The organism is Pseudomonadota bacterium (assembly GCA_039196715.1).
Classification (GTDB): Bacteria; Pseudomonadota; Gammaproteobacteria; order CALCKW01; family CALCKW01; genus CALCKW01.
Map to the genome: position 1 here is coordinate 1 of JBCCUP010000093.1, position 16,048 is coordinate 16,048.

The 16,048-nt window shown below is 62.4% G+C and carries 13 protein-coding genes; 5 read left to right on the forward strand and 8 right to left on the reverse strand.

Annotated features, from left to right (window positions below; all coding sequences use genetic code 11):
• The 4 genes from AAGA11_20435 to AAGA11_20450 all read right to left on the reverse strand — a co-directional run.
• A partial coding sequence (locus tag AAGA11_20435; protein ID MEM9605241.1) for a 2'-5' RNA ligase family protein occupies nt 1-277 on the reverse strand: 277 nt, incomplete at its 3' end.
• A 2-nt stretch (nt 278-279) separates the two neighbouring features.
• Nucleotides 280-1,389, reverse strand: a complete 1,110-nt coding sequence (locus AAGA11_20440; protein MEM9605242.1) for a mandelate racemase/muconate lactonizing enzyme family protein — start codon at nt 1,387-1,389, stop codon at nt 280-282.
• Nucleotides 1,390-1,396: 7 nt separating this feature from the next.
• A complete protein-coding gene (locus AAGA11_20445) occupies nt 1,397-1,972 on the reverse strand; it encodes a peroxidase (GenBank protein MEM9605243.1) in 576 nt (191 codons plus the stop codon).
• 3 nt (nt 1,973-1,975) lie between these two features.
• The gene (locus AAGA11_20450; protein ID MEM9605244.1) at nt 1,976-2,368 is read right to left on the reverse strand and encodes a rhodanese-like domain-containing protein; all 393 of its coding nucleotides are present in this window, start codon (nt 2,366-2,368) and stop codon (nt 1,976-1,978) included.
• 839 nt (nt 2,369-3,207) lie between these two features.
• On the opposite strand from AAGA11_20450, the gene AAGA11_20455 reads away from it, so the two are divergent.
• Complete coding sequence (locus AAGA11_20455) at nt 3,208-4,926, forward strand: right-handed parallel beta-helix repeat-containing protein (GenBank protein MEM9605245.1); 1,719 nt, start codon at nt 3,208-3,210, stop codon at nt 4,924-4,926.
• Nucleotides 4,927-4,929: 3 nt separating this feature from the next.
• Here the strand turns inward: AAGA11_20455 and speB are convergent, their stop codons facing one another.
• From speB to modF, 3 genes are read right to left on the reverse strand one after another with little or no spacing between them, the layout of a single operon-like run.
• On the reverse strand, nt 4,930-5,874 hold the full coding sequence (speB, locus tag AAGA11_20460) for an agmatinase (protein MEM9605246.1): 945 nt from the start codon (nt 5,872-5,874) through the stop codon (nt 4,930-4,932).
• Nucleotides 5,875-5,922: 48 nt separating this feature from the next.
• Nucleotides 5,923-7,230, reverse strand: a complete 1,308-nt coding sequence (locus tag AAGA11_20465; protein ID MEM9605247.1) for a hypothetical protein — start codon at nt 7,228-7,230, stop codon at nt 5,923-5,925.
• A gap of 42 nt (nt 7,231-7,272) precedes the next feature.
• The gene (gene modF, locus AAGA11_20470; GenBank protein ID MEM9605248.1) at nt 7,273-8,709 is read right to left on the reverse strand and encodes a molybdate ABC transporter ATP-binding protein ModF; all 1,437 of its coding nucleotides are present in this window, start codon (nt 8,707-8,709) and stop codon (nt 7,273-7,275) included.
• An 87-nt stretch (nt 8,710-8,796) separates the two neighbouring features.
• On the opposite strand from modF, the gene AAGA11_20475 reads away from it, so the two are divergent.
• Complete coding sequence (locus AAGA11_20475; protein ID MEM9605249.1) at nt 8,797-9,651, forward strand: DUF72 domain-containing protein; 855 nt, start codon at nt 8,797-8,799, stop codon at nt 9,649-9,651.
• Between the two features lie 79 nt (nt 9,652-9,730).
• The gene (locus AAGA11_20480) at nt 9,731-10,612 is read left to right on the forward strand and encodes an alpha/beta hydrolase (GenBank protein ID MEM9605250.1); all 882 of its coding nucleotides are present in this window, start codon (nt 9,731-9,733) and stop codon (nt 10,610-10,612) included.
• A gap of 834 nt (nt 10,613-11,446) precedes the next feature.
• Here AAGA11_20480 and AAGA11_20485 read toward each other — a convergent pair.
• Complete coding sequence (locus AAGA11_20485; protein ID MEM9605251.1) at nt 11,447-12,361, reverse strand: AraC family transcriptional regulator; 915 nt, start codon at nt 12,359-12,361, stop codon at nt 11,447-11,449.
• A gap of 127 nt (nt 12,362-12,488) precedes the next feature.
• On the opposite strand from AAGA11_20485, the gene AAGA11_20490 reads away from it, so the two are divergent.
• Together AAGA11_20490 and AAGA11_20495 are read left to right on the forward strand one after the other, a co-directional pair.
• Complete coding sequence (locus tag AAGA11_20490) at nt 12,489-13,286, forward strand: cysteine hydrolase (protein MEM9605252.1); 798 nt, start codon at nt 12,489-12,491, stop codon at nt 13,284-13,286.
• A 279-nt stretch (nt 13,287-13,565) separates the two neighbouring features.
• Complete coding sequence (locus AAGA11_20495; GenBank protein MEM9605253.1) at nt 13,566-14,534, forward strand: transposase; 969 nt, start codon at nt 13,566-13,568, stop codon at nt 14,532-14,534.
• The last annotated feature ends 1,514 nt before the right edge of the window (nt 14,535-16,048 follow it).

Genomic DNA, 16,048 nt, shown 5'->3' on the forward strand with positions numbered 1-16,048 from the left:
CAGCGTCGTTGGAAGACGGTTCGAGCCAAAGCATCCGCTGGTCGACCTGGTAGCCAACCGAACTCAGGCGAAGGCTGATCGGGGCAGCGACCACAGCGTCAAGCTGCGTCGCCAGGCGGGCCTGCTGGTCCTCGTCGATGTCGCCAAGGAACACCAAGGTGACGTGGAGGTTCTGCACCGCCACCGCTCCCGGCAGGTTGCGCCAACAGAGCGCGCGCCACCGGTCGATGTCGAGGGCGGTGTCGGCGTCAGGCAGCAGGGCGAGAAAGGCGCGCACGCTCAGCGATCGACCACCAGCGGCCCGGCGACGGTGTGCGCGGCAATCGCGTCCCAATCCCAATCGATGCCGAGGCCGGGCTCGCTCGGTGCAACGGCAAAACCGTTTTCGATCCGCAGGCGCGACCCCATGATCGCATCGAGTTGCGGGATGTATTCCAGCCACGGCGCGTTGGTGACGGCGCAGCACAGGCTGACGTGCAGCTCCATCAGGAAATGCGGACAGATCGGCACGTTGTAGGCTTCGGCGAGGTGCGCGACCTTCAGCCACGGCGTGATGCCGCCGACGCGCGCCACGTCGGCCTGGACGATGCTGCAGGCATCGGCCTGCAAGTAGTCCTTGAACTGCGAGAGCGCGTAGACACTCTCGCCGATCGCGATGGGCACCGTGCTGTGCTGGGCAAGCCGCCGGTGCGCGTCAACGTCGTCGGCGGGCAGCGGTTCCTCGAACCAGGCCACATCGGCTTCCTCGAGCGCCGACAGACGACGCAGCGCGCCCGGCACACTGAAGCACTGGTTGGCGTCGACCATGATGTCGAAGCCCTCGCCGAGCGCCTCGCGCAGCGCCAGCAGGCGGGTTCGATCGTCGCCGGCTTTCGGCTTGCCGATCTTCACCTTGGTGCCCCGGAAGCCACGGTCCTGCACCGCGATGGCATCAGCCACCAGCGCATCGACCTCGAGGTGCAACCAGCCGCCTTCGGTGCTGTAGAGCGGCACCGCGGGCTTGGCACCACCGGCGAGTTGCCAGAGCGGCCGCCCGGCCTTGCGGCAGCGCAGGTCCCAGAGCGCCGTGTCGATGGCGGCGAGCGCGAGAGACGTGATCGCGCCCACCGAAGTCGCGTGCGTGCGGAACAGCGCGCCACGCCAGACCGCCTCGACCGCGTCGGCTTCGCGGCCGATCAGAAACGGGGCGAGGGTCTGTTCCAACAGCGAGAGGATGGCCGGGCCACCGGTGCCGATGGTGTAGCTGTAGCCGGTGCCGGATGCGCCGTCGGCGTCGGTGACGCGCAGCAGCACGGTTTCCTGCACCTCGAAGGACTGGATCGCGTCGGTTCGCACCACCGGCGGCTCGAGGTTGACCAGCTGCAGTTCGACCCGTTCGATCAACGCCATGCGCGCGTCAGCCCGGTTGTCCGGACGGGGCGGCGGGCAACAGGCCGGCCCCCTCCGCCCAGTCGGTGTAGCGATCGAACCGGGTGCCGGCCCAGCGCGCGAGGTCACCCTCGGCCACACCGCAACCGGTGCCTTCGACAATCCAGTTCATCATGTTGAACACCGCGCAAACCGAGACCACCGTGAACAGGGCGTCCTCGCCCCAGCCGGCGTCAAAGACCGCCTGGGCATCGGCAGCCGTGACGCGACGGGGCGTCTCGGTCAGCACCTTGGCGTAGCGGCACAGCGGCCGCAGGCGCGGCTCGATCGGCGCGGTGTCGAGGTCCGTGAGCAGCGCACCCACGAGGCCCGCAGGTACGACGAGCGCCTCGGCAAAGCCCGTGTGCGAGCCGTGGCAGTAGGCGCAGGCGTTCAACCCCGACACGTAGGCCGCGAGCAGCTCGCGCTCGGACACCCCCACTGGCCCGGGGGCGCGCATGACCGCATCGAGCAGCGCCGTCAGCGGTCCGATCGCGCCCGGGTGGGCACGGAAGACATCCGAGAGGTTCGGTGTGTCGGGCAGGCTCGGGAAGACAGCCGACACCGGTCAGCCCGTGACGATTGGCGCGCCCGCGTCTTTCCAGTCCTGAATGCCACCGCCGTTGAGCACCTCGCCATAACCCATGTCCTTCAGGGTTTTGCCGGCGAGCGCCGCTTGCCCGCCAAGCGCACAGAACACCACCACCCGTTTGGCCTTGTCCATCGCCGGGTTGTGCATCACGAAATCAGGGTCGGCGTTGAACTCGAGCAGCCCGCGTGGGATCTGCACGGCGCCCTCCACCGTACCAGTCTCGGCAATCGCCGCGGCCGGGCGCACATCGAGAAACACCGTGTCGTCGCTGCCCAACCAGGCCATCGCGTCCGCAGCCGCAACCTTCGGTACCACCGCGTTGGCTGCCTCGAGAAACTCGGCAACGCCCTTTCCAGATTCTGTGCTCATACCTGACCTCTCTATGGGTTGTTCGAGAACGCCAGTGGGCAGCGCACACGACCCACCGGCCCACCACCTTTTCCACGTGAAGACGCAGGACCAAAGGGCGCGCGCGTCGCGTCTCTTCGCAATATACCAGAGGCCCCGACAGCACTCGATTTACCGCGTCAGCTTGCTAGGGCCACGCAGCCTACCCCATCGCACACCCAACTTCGGGCCGCGTATTCATACGTTTGCATTCTAATGATGCAACAGATTTCGGCATTCCGATCGATACCGACGCTATACCGCACGACGCTCACCCGTCGGCTGTTTTGGAGCGCAAGGACCACAGGGTTGATGGGATGATAAAACGGGTCAAACAAACGCTGTTCACCTTCGTCATCGTGGCCGTGCTAGCGGCCTGCCAGTCGAGCGAACCCGACGCGCCGAAGACCGACACGAACACCGAAACCGGTGAGAACACACCGAACCCAGATCAGCAGCCGGACAGGGTCGAGCCAACCGACCCCACAGAGCCGACGGACCCCGTCGAGCCCACAGACCCCACAGAGCCAACGGAACCCGTCGAGCCCACAGACCCCACGGAGCCGACAGACACCGTCGAGCCAACCGACCCCACGGAGCCGACAGACCCTGTCGAGCCCACGGACCCCACTGAGCCGACGGACCCGGTCGAGCCCACAGACCCCACCGAGCCGACGGACCCAGTCGAGCCTACTGACCCGACTGAGCCGGTTGTGCCACAGAACACCACACCGGATGTTCCGTTGGTTGCCGGTTGCGATACGTGCCCAACGCACCCCCCATTTACGCGCACCACCCGCACCACATCCAACACCGTGTGGGTGTCCGCGTACGGTGCCCAGGGCGACGGCAGCAACGAGGAATATGCGCTGCAGCGCGCGATCGACGCTGCCGGCGATGGCGGTAGCGTTGTCTTCGAGAGCGATCGCGTCTACACGATCTGCAAGATGCTGCGGCCACGTCCCAATCAATTGTGGCAGCCCAGCGGCGAGGCCCCAGCGACGCTGCGGCGTTGCGACTCGCCGGTGACAACGCTCATCGCCGATGCCCTGCCTGGGGCGACGTCGGTCGCCGTTGCAAGCACCGCAGGCTTCGAGCCGGGCATGTGGGTTTCACCGGTTCGCGAGGGCGGAAACGACTACTACGCCGGCGAGTTCGCTCACCACCCTGTCTACGAGGTTTCACCCGGCTTGGTTCAGTTCCACAACGGGCTGGGCAAGGCGTACAGCGCGGGTGACAAACTGGTCACGTCCTTCGCGATGGTGCGTGACGCGAACGGCGTCACCTTCGAAGGCCTGGTGTTCGATGGCAACGCCGCCGGGAACGACCATTTTGTGAGTTGGGCCAGGCATTCCTCGTTGTGGATGCATTCACTCGACAGCACCGTCAAGCACAGTGCGTTCATCGACTCTCAGGGCGATGCCATCACGGTGCAGGGGCTCGACAACCTGATTGAGTACAACACGTTCACGCAGCTCAATGGTGCGGCCTTGCATTTCAGTGCAGCGAATCAGACGATCGTGCGCAACAACCATATGATCGAAACCAACCTTCAAGCGCAGCGTGTTGTGCATGCCGAAGCAGCCGCCACCTGGTCGCTTGGCAACCAAGACATCTTGATTGAAAACAACTGCATTCAAGACATTTCCGAGGCCGCCTTTGGTCACATCCTCGTTCACGGCAACAACTACGGCGCAGACATCCGGGACAACCAAGTCTGCCGCGTTAATACGTTGATGACGGTCGTCACGAACAGCGACTTCACAGTCGACCTGCTCTTGACCGGGAATAGCATTGACAAAGGTGGCCGTCTCAACCTGGTTGGCAACAACAGCACCCTCAGCGGTATCGAGATCAGCGGCAATCGCATCACGGATACGGCGATCAGTACAAAGAACACGCGAGACCTGACGATCGAAAACAACCTGTTCACCGTCTCCGATGACGCTGACTTCCGTGACGAATTGGAGTCACCGAACAACAAACTCGCCACCATTGTGGTCAGGGGCGGAGATCAAATCTCGATCACCGGCAACGAACTCGCGGGCGGACGCAAGGGCATCCAAGTTCACAATGCCGACACCAGAACGGCGAACGTCACGGTCGCCAACAACACCGTGCTAGACAACACCGAGACGGCCATCTTGGTGGGGCACCTTTCGAGCATCGACAGCAGCGACCCCGATCAAAGCGATTTCGCTGGCGTCGAGGTGCGCGACAACACCGTGGACAGCGCCGTGCTGGGCGCGGGTCACTCCGCGATTGAACTCGGTCGCCGCGCCCGTTTCAGCGGCAACTGCGTGTCATCGAATCAGTTCGGTGTGCGCGTGCACGGCTACCCCAGCACACCCTCGGTGCCTGCCTGGGACATCGTTGACAACCGGGTCAGCTCCGCGAGCACCTCGTTTGTCGCCAGCACCCCGTTCACATACGGCCCCCTGTTTCTGCGCAACACCGCCGACCAGGGCATCTCCTCCGCGCTGCTCAGCAGCAACCCAGGCTCAGAGCCGCCTACCGCGCAAACCGTCGACTGCTTCTGAGGCTCACGTGCGGTAGGCGACACCCGGCAGCACGCAGAGCATCTCGTAGAGCAGGTTCGCCGCCAGCAAGGCGGTGGTGCCGCTGGTGTCGTAGGGGGGCGAGACCTCCACCAGGTCGCAGCCCACCAGGTTTAGACCGCGCAGCCCGCGTATCAGCTGCAGCGCCTGCGGTGGCGTCAGACCGGCAATCTCCGGCGTGCCGGTGCCCGGTGCGTAGCCCGGGTCCAGGCTGTCGATGTCAAAGCTCAGGTAAACCGGGCGGTCACCCACCGTGGCGCGGATGCGCTCGGCAAGCGGCGACAGCGAGGTCTGCCAGAGCTCCTCCACCGGCACGACGTTGAAACCCCACTCGCGCGCGGTGTCGAAATCTTCAGCAGTGTAGCCGGTGCCGCGCAAGCCGATCTGGAACACACGCGGTGCATCGAGCAGGCCGTCCTCGTAGGCCCGGCGAAAGGGCGTGCCGTGGGCAATCGCCTCGCCGAACATGTGATCGTTGATATCCGCATGCGCATCGACGTGCACCAGCGCCACAGGCCCGTGGCGTTTTGCGATCGAGCGCAACACCGGGTAGGTGAGCGTGTGGTCGCCGCCGAGCGTCAGGGGTATGCAGGGGTGCCGCAACAACGCGTCGTAATACGCGGTGATGCGCTCGACGCTGTCCTTGAGGTCGAAGGTGTTGATCGGCACGTCGCCGATGTCCGCCACGTTGATCGAATCAAACGGTGCGGCGCGCGTGTGCATGTTGTAAGGGCGGATCAGCAGCGACTCGGCGCGGATCTGCCGGGGGCCGAAGCGCGTGCCCGAGCGCAAGGACGTGCCGATGTCCATCGGCACGCCGACGAAGCAGGCGTCGAGTCCGTCGGCGGACTCGGCGGCGGGCAAACGCATCATGGTGCCCGGGCCGCCGAAGCGCGGCATCTCGTTTCCACCCAGCGGTTGGTTGGGCATGGACTTACCTCACACGTTGACTGCCCGGCCCATTGGCGCGCCAGCACCTTATGCAACCACAAAAAAGCTCAGCACCGCCACCCCGTACAACACGACCGCAAACGGGGCGTTGGCGAGCGCGACGCGCCAACTCGCGAGGCCGTAGCGGCCCTGGACGGTCAGCAGGGTGGCCGACATCGGGCTGACCGAGGTGCCGAGGCTCCACACGAACAGGAAGGTCAAGGCGATCAGCAGCGGCGGCGGCGACAGCGACAGCAGCACCGGCGCCATCGCCGACACGGTCACGATCGGGTGCACCCCGATCACCGCAAGCACCAGCATCGCCGCCAGCGTGCCACTCGCGACCTGCCAGGTGTACGGCGCGTCGGGCAGGGTCACAAGCCCGCTGTCGAAAGCAGCACCCAGGCCAACCGACAGCACACCAGCCGCGAGGAACAGCACGAGCTCGTTGCGACCGCTTGCCATGCCATTGATCACGTGCGCGGCCATCGTTGCGAGCGCAGCTGCAGGCCCGCCCGTGTACGCGAGAAAGCTGAAACAGGTGATCAACGCCGCCAGGGCAATTGCGATAACGATAACGATGGGCAGCGCGGGCAACACGGCATACCCTGCCAGCACCAGCAGCGCCAGGCAGGTCGGCAACGCCAGCGCGCGGGGCTGCAAGGGAAAACCAACAAACTCGGTGAGTTGCGCTGCGCGCCCGAATCGACCAAAGGCCCAGGTCAGCGCTATGGCCGTGAGTGCAAACGGCAGGGCCGACACCATCAGTGACGTTACGGAGACACCCGGCACATAGGACAACACCACCGCCATGCCGGCGAAAAACGGCGACCACGCCGCCGACGCGGTGAACACCCGGGTCAGCGATTGCAATGTGAACGCGTCCCCCCCGCCACGGGCGCGGGTGTAATCCGCGATGATGAGCAACGCCGAAATGTTGATCACCGCCCCAAACACCGCGGTGGCCAGCAGCGTTCGCCACCAGCCACTGAGCCCGCGCGCCGGTCGGTCGTCAGGGTGCTCGAGCGACACCAGGCGCAGGAACCCAACCGACAGCAGCATGCAGAGAATGCCGACGTTCTGCGAGAGTGCCTGCTCGACCAGACGCGCCAAGTCCACCTCAGCCGTCACGCCGGCGGCAATACCGGCCACCACCAAGGTTGCGGCCACCGCCCGCAACGCCGTGGTCAGCGACGACCACACGCAAAGGCCGGCGATCCAGCCTGCCACACCGGCCACACCCAGCAACAGCCGCCCCAGCTCTGCCGAAAGAAACGCCGAGAGCGTGCCACAGACGACAAGAAGCGCCAACGCAAGACCGATTCCGCGTTGAGGAACGCCGTCAGACCGTGCCATCACTGCGCGCGCATGGCGAATCGCGTTCCACAGCCAGAGGCCTCACACTTCGATCGCTTGACCATCCCCCATCCGCAAGTGGTTCGCAATACCCGAGACGTGGTCCGCCTCGCGGTGGTTGACGTACAACACCGTCGTCTCCGTGCCGCGACAGATGTGCTCAACCAGCGCCAACACCCGGCTGCGGTTGATGTCATCGAGGCCGATGCAAGGCTCGTCGAGGATCAGCAGGTTCGGGTGCTTGACCATGGCCCGCGCGATCAGCGCGAGCCGTTGATCGCCGAATGACAGGCCTGAGAACGGCTGGTCGGCGCGGTCGCTCAAGCCCATCACCGCGAGCCACGCCGCCGCGATCGCCTTGTGCTCGTCGCTTGCGCGCCGGTACAGGCCGATGCTGTCGTAGAACCCCGACACCACCGCGTTGCGCAGCGAGACGCTGACCTTGTACTCCCACTGCAGGGCACTGCTGACATAGCCGATGTGCTGCTTGATGTCCCAGATGCTCTCACCGCTGCCGCGCTGCATGCCGAACACGACGATGTCGTTCACGTAGCACTGTGGGTGGTCACCGGTGATCAGGTTCAGCAAGCAGGTCTTGCCGCTGCCGTTCGGCCCGCTGAGCTGCCAGTGCTGGCCAGGCTCGACGGCCCAATCAACCCCGTCGAACACCACCTTCTCGCCGTAGGCGACGCGCCCGCCGCGCAACGCGACGAGCGGTGCGGCGGGGTCGAGCGCCGGCGGACGGTCGGCCACCGGCGCAGCCGGCAGGCTGATGTCCTGCTGACTGATGTGCAGGAGGCGCCGCACGTCGGCGGCCGCGTCGGTGTCGGCCAGCGAAACGCGGTGCTGCAGCACGGCGTCACCGACGTAGCCCAGGTGCGAGACAAAGTCTGGCACGTCGTCGAAGCGGTTCAGCACGAAGACCATCTGCGTGGTGTCGGCCACCCCCGCGAGCACGCGGTGGAGGGTGGCGCAGGCGGCAACGTCGAGCCCCTCGAAGGGCTCGTCGAGCACAAGCAGCGCCGGCCGACTCGCGAGCGCCCGAATCAGCAACAGCTTGCGCGTTTCGCCTGTCGAGAGCTTGCGGAAACTCTGCGTGAGCAGCGGCGCGACGCCGAGGGCGGTGACGAGCTCCGCCTGCAGCGCGTCGTCCTGGCAGCCCTCGCGCATCACCTCACCCGCCGGTGTGCCCTCGGAGATCACGTCGAGGATGTCGGCGTCGTCCTTGCGCCGCTCGGCCTCGATCAAGGCGGCCTGCGCCTCGAACGACACCACCGCCACCGCGGCAGGGCGGCCCGTGCAGCTGCCGCCGAGCCAGTCGCCCTCGCCCGCGAGCGCGGCGGCCAGCGCCGACTTGCCGGCGCCGTTCGGGCCGATCAGCACCCAGTGCTGACCCGGCTCGAGCGTCCAGTCGGGGCAGCGCACGGTGAAGTGGTCACCCAGGGCGATCTCGGCGTCGTGGAGGTGTATCGAGGGCATGTCGGAGGGGCCGTCGGCAAAAAAGGCCGCTATTGTAGCGAGTCGATCGCGAGCGTGACGGGCCGGGCGACGTGCAACAATGCGGGCATGCCTTTGCCCGCCCCGCCGATCGCCCTCGGCCTGCCCCAGTGGTACCACGCCGCCTGGTCGTTCACCCCGCGCAGCGACGACGCGCTGTCGCGCTACAGCCGCCATTTCGACACCGTCGAGGGCAACACCACCTTCTACGGGCTGCCCTCGGCCGACACCGTCATGCGATGGCAGCGTGCGGTGCCACCGCGCTTTCGCTTCTGCTTCAAGTTCCCGCGCAGCATCAGCCACGACGCCGAACTGCAGCACTGCGACGACGACACGCGCGACTTCCTCGAGTGCCTCGCGCCGCTCGGCGAGCAGCTCGACCTGCTGTGGCTGCAGCTCGGCCCGCGTTTCGGCCCGGACAACCTGCCGCGCCTGCGCCACTACCTCAAAGGCTTGCCCGGCGACTTTCACTACGCGGTCGAGGTGCGCCACCCGGCCTTCTTTGCCAAGGGCGAAGACGAGGCCGCATTCAACCGCTTGCTGGCGGACTGCGAGGTCAACCGCACCGTGTTCGACACGCGCACCCTCTTTGCCAACCCCGCACCCGACGCAGACACCCAGGAGGCCATGGCGCAAAAGCCCCGCGTACCGACACACGCCGTCGCCACCGCGGCGCGGCCGATGGTCCGCATCATCAGCCCGCGTGACACCACGCTTGCCCAGAGCGCGCTCGCGCGTTGGGCCGACGTGCTGCTCGGCTGGCACCGCGACGGCCGCGCGCCGCGCGTCTTCCTGCACACACCGAGCTGCGCCGAGGCACCGGCGCTCGCGGCCCAACTCGCGGCCGAGCTACACGCGCGCGACCCGGCACAGCCCGAGCTCGCCGCCGCCACTCAGCCGGCGGAGCAGGCGTCGCTGTTCTGATGCGCGACAGCACCAGCCGTTGAGCCGGCGGCGAAACCGCCCTACCCTGAACCGCCCCACACGAGCTCACGCCACCGCCATGTTTGGAGACCGCTTCACCCTCAGCACCGTCGACACGCCGGACTGCAGCCTCAGCGTGCGGCACGGCGGCGAGGGGCCGCCGGTGTTGTTGCTGCACGGCTACCCGCAAACCCACGCCATGTGGCACGCGGTGGCGCCGACCCTGGCCGAGCGTTTCCACGTGATCTGTCCGGACCTGCGCGGCTACGGCGAGAGCGCCAAGCCGCCGACCGACGCCGACCACACGCCCTACAGCAAGCGCGCCATGGCGGCCGACATGGTCGCGCTGATGGCGCACTTCGGGCACGAGACCTTTGCGGTCGCCGGGCACGACCGCGGCGCGCGCGTGACCCACCGACTCGCGCTCGACCACCCCGAGCGCGTCAGCCGCGCCTGCGTCATGGACATCACACCGACGCTGCACATGTTCGAGACCACCGACCAGCACTTCGCGAGCGGCTACTACCACTGGTTCTTCCTGATCCAGCCAGACGGGCTACCCGAAACCCTGATCGGCCGCGACCCGGGGTGGTACCTCAGTGAGAAGCTGCGCCGGGCAGCCGCGCCAGGCTACACCCACGACCGCGATGCCATGGCCCACTACCAGGCCTGCTTTGCCAACCCTGATACCGTTCACGCGAGCTGTGAAGACTACCGCGCCGCGGCGAGCATCGACCTCGTGCACGACCGTGCGAGCCGCGACGCCGGGGAGCGCGTGCGCTGCCCGCTGCTCGTGCTCTGGGGCGAACACGGCTTCGTGCACCGCAGCTACGACGTGCCCGCCGTGTGGGCCGACTACGCCGACGACATCACCTGCGAAAGCCTCAACACCGGCCACTACGTGCCAGAGGAAGACCCGGCCGGCACACTGCGCGCGCTCGGCGAGTTTCTCGACAGCTGAGTTAGATCCACCGCCCTGTTGAAACAGCATTCGCAGCTCGTGCGGAGGCAGAGCTCATCCGCAGCCCTGCTAAACACAGGACGACACTTCTGGCGTTTTACCGCACAAGCCAATGGCGATTCGTGTGAGTGGTGACCTTATCTGGAATGCGGTTTGGGTTCTTCAAATCCAACCGAACCCAATACTCGCCGTCGACCGCATTGGGCAAGGGTGCACACCGTGGACTTCAGGCCTACACGGAAGAGGAGTTCGGCTAACTTCTTGGCTGTGTTCCTGTTTGCGTGTGAATCCCGAGGAGAAATTTCTCGGTGTCTCCACTGGCGCGATAGGTTAAGAAAAGGAGACAGGGAAAACTGACCATCCCGCCGAGGAAGATATTGAGAACACCAAAGAGGTAAGCCTTCTGCAACGCCCCTTCACGCCAAACGATCCACGTGGACGTCGGGATCACATAGGTGACGAAGTCGAATTTCGAGCGCCAGTTCAATGCCACCAAATCCTAGAACGCAAAAACCGGCCAAAGCCATCTGTATCCTTGTGTCGCGATGACAGTCAGGGCGTGGATCCCAACGATTGCAGCGATAGGAAAGAGACCCAGTACCCGAACTAAGCTACGCCCCGATTTTAAGTCGCAGAAAAATTGCCCAGAGCGCGCTCTGTTCGGTAACCCTTGGCAGGGTCTTTCTGACCCACAGCAAAGTGTACCAGTCGCAACCTGACTTGACAGACACCGATTCAGCCGCCGCCGATTCTCCAGCAATTCGGCATAGACGCTGACGCTTGGCTGAGCATCTCGGCCACATTTGTACCGACTTTTGAGATCGTAGTCTGCCGTCACTCAACCTTGTCCCGATCGCGAAAAATCTGAGGCGCAAAGCCCATAGCTGCCTCAAAAGCACGGCTGAATGCACTGCGACTGCGGAAGCCAGACAAATCCGCTATCCGCTTGACGGGTGCGTCTGTTTCCACGAGCAACGCAGCGGCGCGCTGCATGCGCAGCTCTCGCAGGAGTTCCATCGGGCCGCAGCCGAAAGCATCACCAAACCGTTTTGCAAACGCTGAGCGGCTCATACCCGCGGCCTCTGCAAGGCTATCGAGCGAATGTGTTTCGCCAGGGTCATCCAGCATGGATTGCAGGGCTGGCCAGAGTTTGGGATCGTGCAGTACTTTCATCCATCCCAAATCCGCGCCGTTCGAGCTCAATCGCCGTCTCAGCATGTCGATTGCACACACAAGCAAGAGAGACCGAATGATTGCGCCGCTCCCAGGGCCTGGGCTTGCCAGTTCATGCAGTAATGTCTCGAGAGGCATGGCCAATAGAGAGCCAGAGTCAACCGTCTCGACAATTGGCTCGCGCACCAGGTCGATCAAGCGGTGGAGGTTGCGGAATGACAACGACATTCGCGAACAGATGGCAATCAATCGACGGTCGTGATCAACATTGACATCACCGTGCACGTAGCCTGCGATATCCAGGCTTGCAGGTCGGCACTCGGGTGTGTGAGCACTCAGCTCGCCGAAACTGCGCAAGCTGTGAGTTCGCAATGCCGGTATCAACACCAGGCTACCGGGCTCGACATCGAAAGGCTTTCGACCGGCTATCTCAATTTGACCACGACCGACAAGCACATAGTGCAGCGTGGCGGAGGTTGACTTATCCAGGTTCATTACACACTGCCCGTGCAACTGGCACAGCGCGAACGGTTCAGCGTTCGCGTGCAGCTGGTCGAAAAAGGCGTATTCACCCACTGGATCAGGAGACCATTGTTGGACTAAAAGGCACGTATATCATATTAAAAGGCACGAATTCTGGACCTAAAGATACGCGTCTGACCTTATCGTGAACCTGCACCCCATGTAAACGGAGACTGCAGATATGTCTGAAGACACCACGATGATGAACCGCCGCGATGCCCTCCTGGGAGGATTGGCTGCCACTGCCACCTTGGCCGCCGCAGGCGCAGCCCACGCCGAAACCGACCCCTATCGCAAACCAGACGGCGGGATCCTGCCGCCAAGTGACATGGAGCTGGAGTTGAGCCGCACCGCAATCGTGATAACCGATCCCCAGATTGATTTCCTGCGAGAAGACGGCGTGACCTGGCCCGTTGTTGGTGAAAGCGTACAAGAACACAACACCGTCGAGAACATCGAACGCCTGATGTCAGCGTCAAAGGCAGCCGGCGTGCAACTGTTTATCTCCCCGCACTGGTATTTCCCAACAGACTATGGATGGCGCTTCGAAGGCGCACTGGAGAAGGTGATGCACTCGCTGCGGATGTTTGACCGCAAAGGCCAGTTGGACCTGACAAATTTTGAGGGTTCTGGCGCGGATTTCATGCCGCAGTACAAGCGATACATCCAAGACGGGAAAACCGTGATAGCCAACCCACACAAGGTATACGGCCCGCAGAACAATGATCTGGCGTTGCAATTGCGCAAACGAAAAATCGACCAAGTCATTCTGGCCGGAATGTCTGCGAATCTCTGTGTCGAAGCGCATTTGCGCGACATGCTGGAAGGCGGTTTCGAAGTGGCTGTTGTGAGAGATGCCACGGCCGCTGCTAAGATTCCTGAAGGTGATGGCTATCTCGCCGCCCTCACTAACTTTCGCATGCTGGCCAGTGCGGTGTGGACTACCGACGAGGCAGTCGAGCTGCTTGGCAGAGTCTGAGTGCGCGCGCGTGGGATACAAGTCGGTCCCACGCGCAGATTCACCTACTCGGCTCTGTTTCGAAGGCAGTACAGTCGACAACATCAACGGTGATACAAGGTTGATAATCGGAAAGTGGAAAAAGACACCCGGAAAGTGGAAAAAGACACCCACCATTGGCACAACAATGCAACGCGGCGAGGTGTTCAGGCCAATGTGTCCGGTTAGCTTGGAATTCAACTTATCGCCCGTTTCAGCTCTCAGGTAACGTCAACGCTCGGTTCACTGAGTACAGACACGGTGCCCACACCCCGCGCGCAACTCGTTTCCCTCGCCGACACACCTTGGTACCACGTTGTGTCGCGCTGTGTGAGAAGGGCCTTTCTCTGCGGCGTGGACGCCTATTCAGGCCAGGACTACGAGCACCGCAGGCCCTGGGTGGAAAAACGTGTCGCTGCGGTCGCCCGCGTCTTTGCCATCGATGTCGCCGCCTACGCCATCATGTCCAACCACTACCACCTGGTGCTGCACGTCGACGTTGACCGTGCCGCTGCGTGGAGCATGGACGACGTCATCGAGCGGTGGCACGCGCTGTTCAATGGTACGCGGCTCAGTCAGCGCTATCAGCACGCCCGCAGCACACTGACCGATGGCGAGGTGGCGCATGTGCGCACCTGTGCCGAAGTCTGGCGCGCTCGCTTGGCGGATATCTCCTGGTTCATGCGGTGTGTGAACGAACCCATTGCGCGGCAGGCCAACGCCGAAGACCGGTGTACCGGGTTGTTCTGGGAGGGCAGATTCAAGAGCCAGGCCCTCCTTGATGACGCCGCCGTGCTCGCTGCAATGGCGTATGCTGATCTAAACCCGATTCGGGCCAACTTGGCTGAAACACCCGAGACGAGCGAGCACACCAGCATCAAGCGGCGGATCGAGCAGGCCAAATCCGGCAACATTCCATCCGGGCTGATGCGGTTTCAGGGAGATGCCCACAGAGACAAACACGAGGGCATTCCCTTCGCGCTCGCGCACTACGTCGAACTGGTTGATCTCACCGGCCGCGTTGTTCGAGGGGGTAAACGCGGGGCTATGGATGACACGCTGCCACCGATCCTCGAGCGGCTCGGCATTGACGCCGACACCTGGCTGAGTATCTCGACCACGTTCGAAACGTCATTTCAGAACTGGGTTGGTACCGAAGCTGCAATCCAGCGTGCCACGCGCAATGTTGGCAAAACACGCAGTCGATCGCCGCCACTGTTCGCAGCCTGACTCCCCGCGACCACGGCAGTCCTTGCCGCACTCATGCGGCTGCAGGCGCTGCTGGTCTACGGCAAAAATGCCGTCTTTGTACCGACCACAGTACAAGTGCAACAGTCTCAAGCCTCCCCATTCGTTCCCTATCGCTCGTGGGCCCCGCGAGAGGCCTGGTTGTGTTCGTATTTCAACGGTGGCTGTCTGAGTTATTCGTTACGATGGCTGTCTAAGTTATTGGTCTGAGTTACTGCGTTGCGTTTGTGCTTCAACGGTGGCTGTCTATGTTACTGTGGTTGGCACCGCGAGAGGCCTGGTTGCGTTTGTGCTTCAACGGTGGCTGTCTGAGTTGTTCCCTCATGGGCACCGCGAAAGGCCAGTTTGCGATTGTGTTTCAACGGTAACTGTCTAAGTTATTCCTAAGTTATTGTAACTTCTGATTTATCCGTCCCTTAATTCTCATCCCTCGGAACTTTGAGAAATCAGTTCCTAAAAAGTGGATAAACAAATGCAGCTGGAAAAACCGCCAGCGCCGTTATGTATAAGCACCTTAAAATTACTCTCTTACTACGAAAAATAAAGCCGCCGAGATAAAACGGAAACATAAAGCAGACAACAGTCCAAGCCAACCAGACCTTATCTAACTCAGGACTTAAAACCAGGTCTCGACTCCACAAAAATCTCCACCAAAATAGAATTAGCGCAACAATATAATTGCCTTACCAAAAATCTGAGAACCTCAACTTTATACCCCTAATGCGCCGGAGAAACTACGACATTATCAGTTTCCCATCCTATTCCCAGTCCGCCACCCAGCTAGTTAAAGGTGGCTGTCTGAGTTCTGCGTCTACGGCATAAATGCCGTCTCTGTACCGACCACAGTACGAGAGCTACAGTCTCAAGCCTCCCCATTCGTCCCTTGTCACTCGTTGGCACCGCGCTAGCTCCCAGTTGCGTTTGTGCTGCAACGGTGGCTGTCTTAGTTACTGCGTTGCGTTTGTGCTTCAACGGTGGCTGTCTATGTTACCGTGCTTTTGCGATTGCACATGAAAATACTACGTAGCAAACGGCGCTTCGACTTTCTTTCACTTCCTCGACTCAAATGACGCATTAGGTTAAGTAGGTAATGTTTTTTGTAGCTAAAATATTGCGGATGCTACAGGCCAAAATAAAACACAGGAGCATGCAATCAAACACCAAAATCTACATAGCGAATAATCCCCATCGCCTGGCTCGCACGTGTAGACCCCCATAACGATCTTTTTTTGATTAATCAATGAATCAATCCAACTAGTAGCAAGCCATCCCCCGAGCGAGAGATTGATTGCCAGATAAAAATAGTCCTCTTGCCCGCGATCACTGTACAGCCCGAAAATAGTACATGCGTACAAAATATAGAGGACTAGGATGTTGCTCTTTTTTTTGTATCTCGACATTTGCTAGTCTCTTGAACGCAAATCATCGGGCCGATGATTCCAGCCTATCGAAACCGTGTGCTTCAAGGGCGGCTGTCTAAGTCAGTTCGCCGCCAC

What these genes read in the sequence shown, in the direction of transcription:
- AAGA11_20465 (MEM9605247.1), bottom strand. Translation starts at nt 7,230, where the DNA reads ATGGCACGGTCTGACGGCGTTCCTCAACGCGGAATCGGTCTTGCGTTG.
- AAGA11_20450 (MEM9605244.1), bottom strand. Translation starts at nt 2,368, where the DNA reads ATGAGCACAGAATCTGGAAAGGGCGTTGCCGAGTTTCTCGAGGCAGCC.
- speB (MEM9605246.1), bottom strand. Translation starts at nt 5,874, where the DNA reads ATGCCCAACCAACCGCTGGGTGGAAACGAGATGCCGCGCTTCGGCGGC.
- modF (MEM9605248.1), bottom strand. Translation starts at nt 8,709, where the DNA reads ATGCCCTCGATACACCTCCACGACGCCGAGATCGCCCTGGGTGACCAC.
- AAGA11_20490 (MEM9605252.1), top strand. Translation starts at nt 12,489, where the DNA reads ATGTCTGAAGACACCACGATGATGAACCGCCGCGATGCCCTCCTGGGA.
- AAGA11_20475 (MEM9605249.1), top strand. Translation starts at nt 8,797, where the DNA reads ATGCCTTTGCCCGCCCCGCCGATCGCCCTCGGCCTGCCCCAGTGGTAC.
- AAGA11_20440 (MEM9605242.1), bottom strand. Translation starts at nt 1,389, where the DNA reads ATGGCGTTGATCGAACGGGTCGAACTGCAGCTGGTCAACCTCGAGCCG.
- AAGA11_20480 (MEM9605250.1), top strand. Translation starts at nt 9,731, where the DNA reads ATGTTTGGAGACCGCTTCACCCTCAGCACCGTCGACACGCCGGACTGC.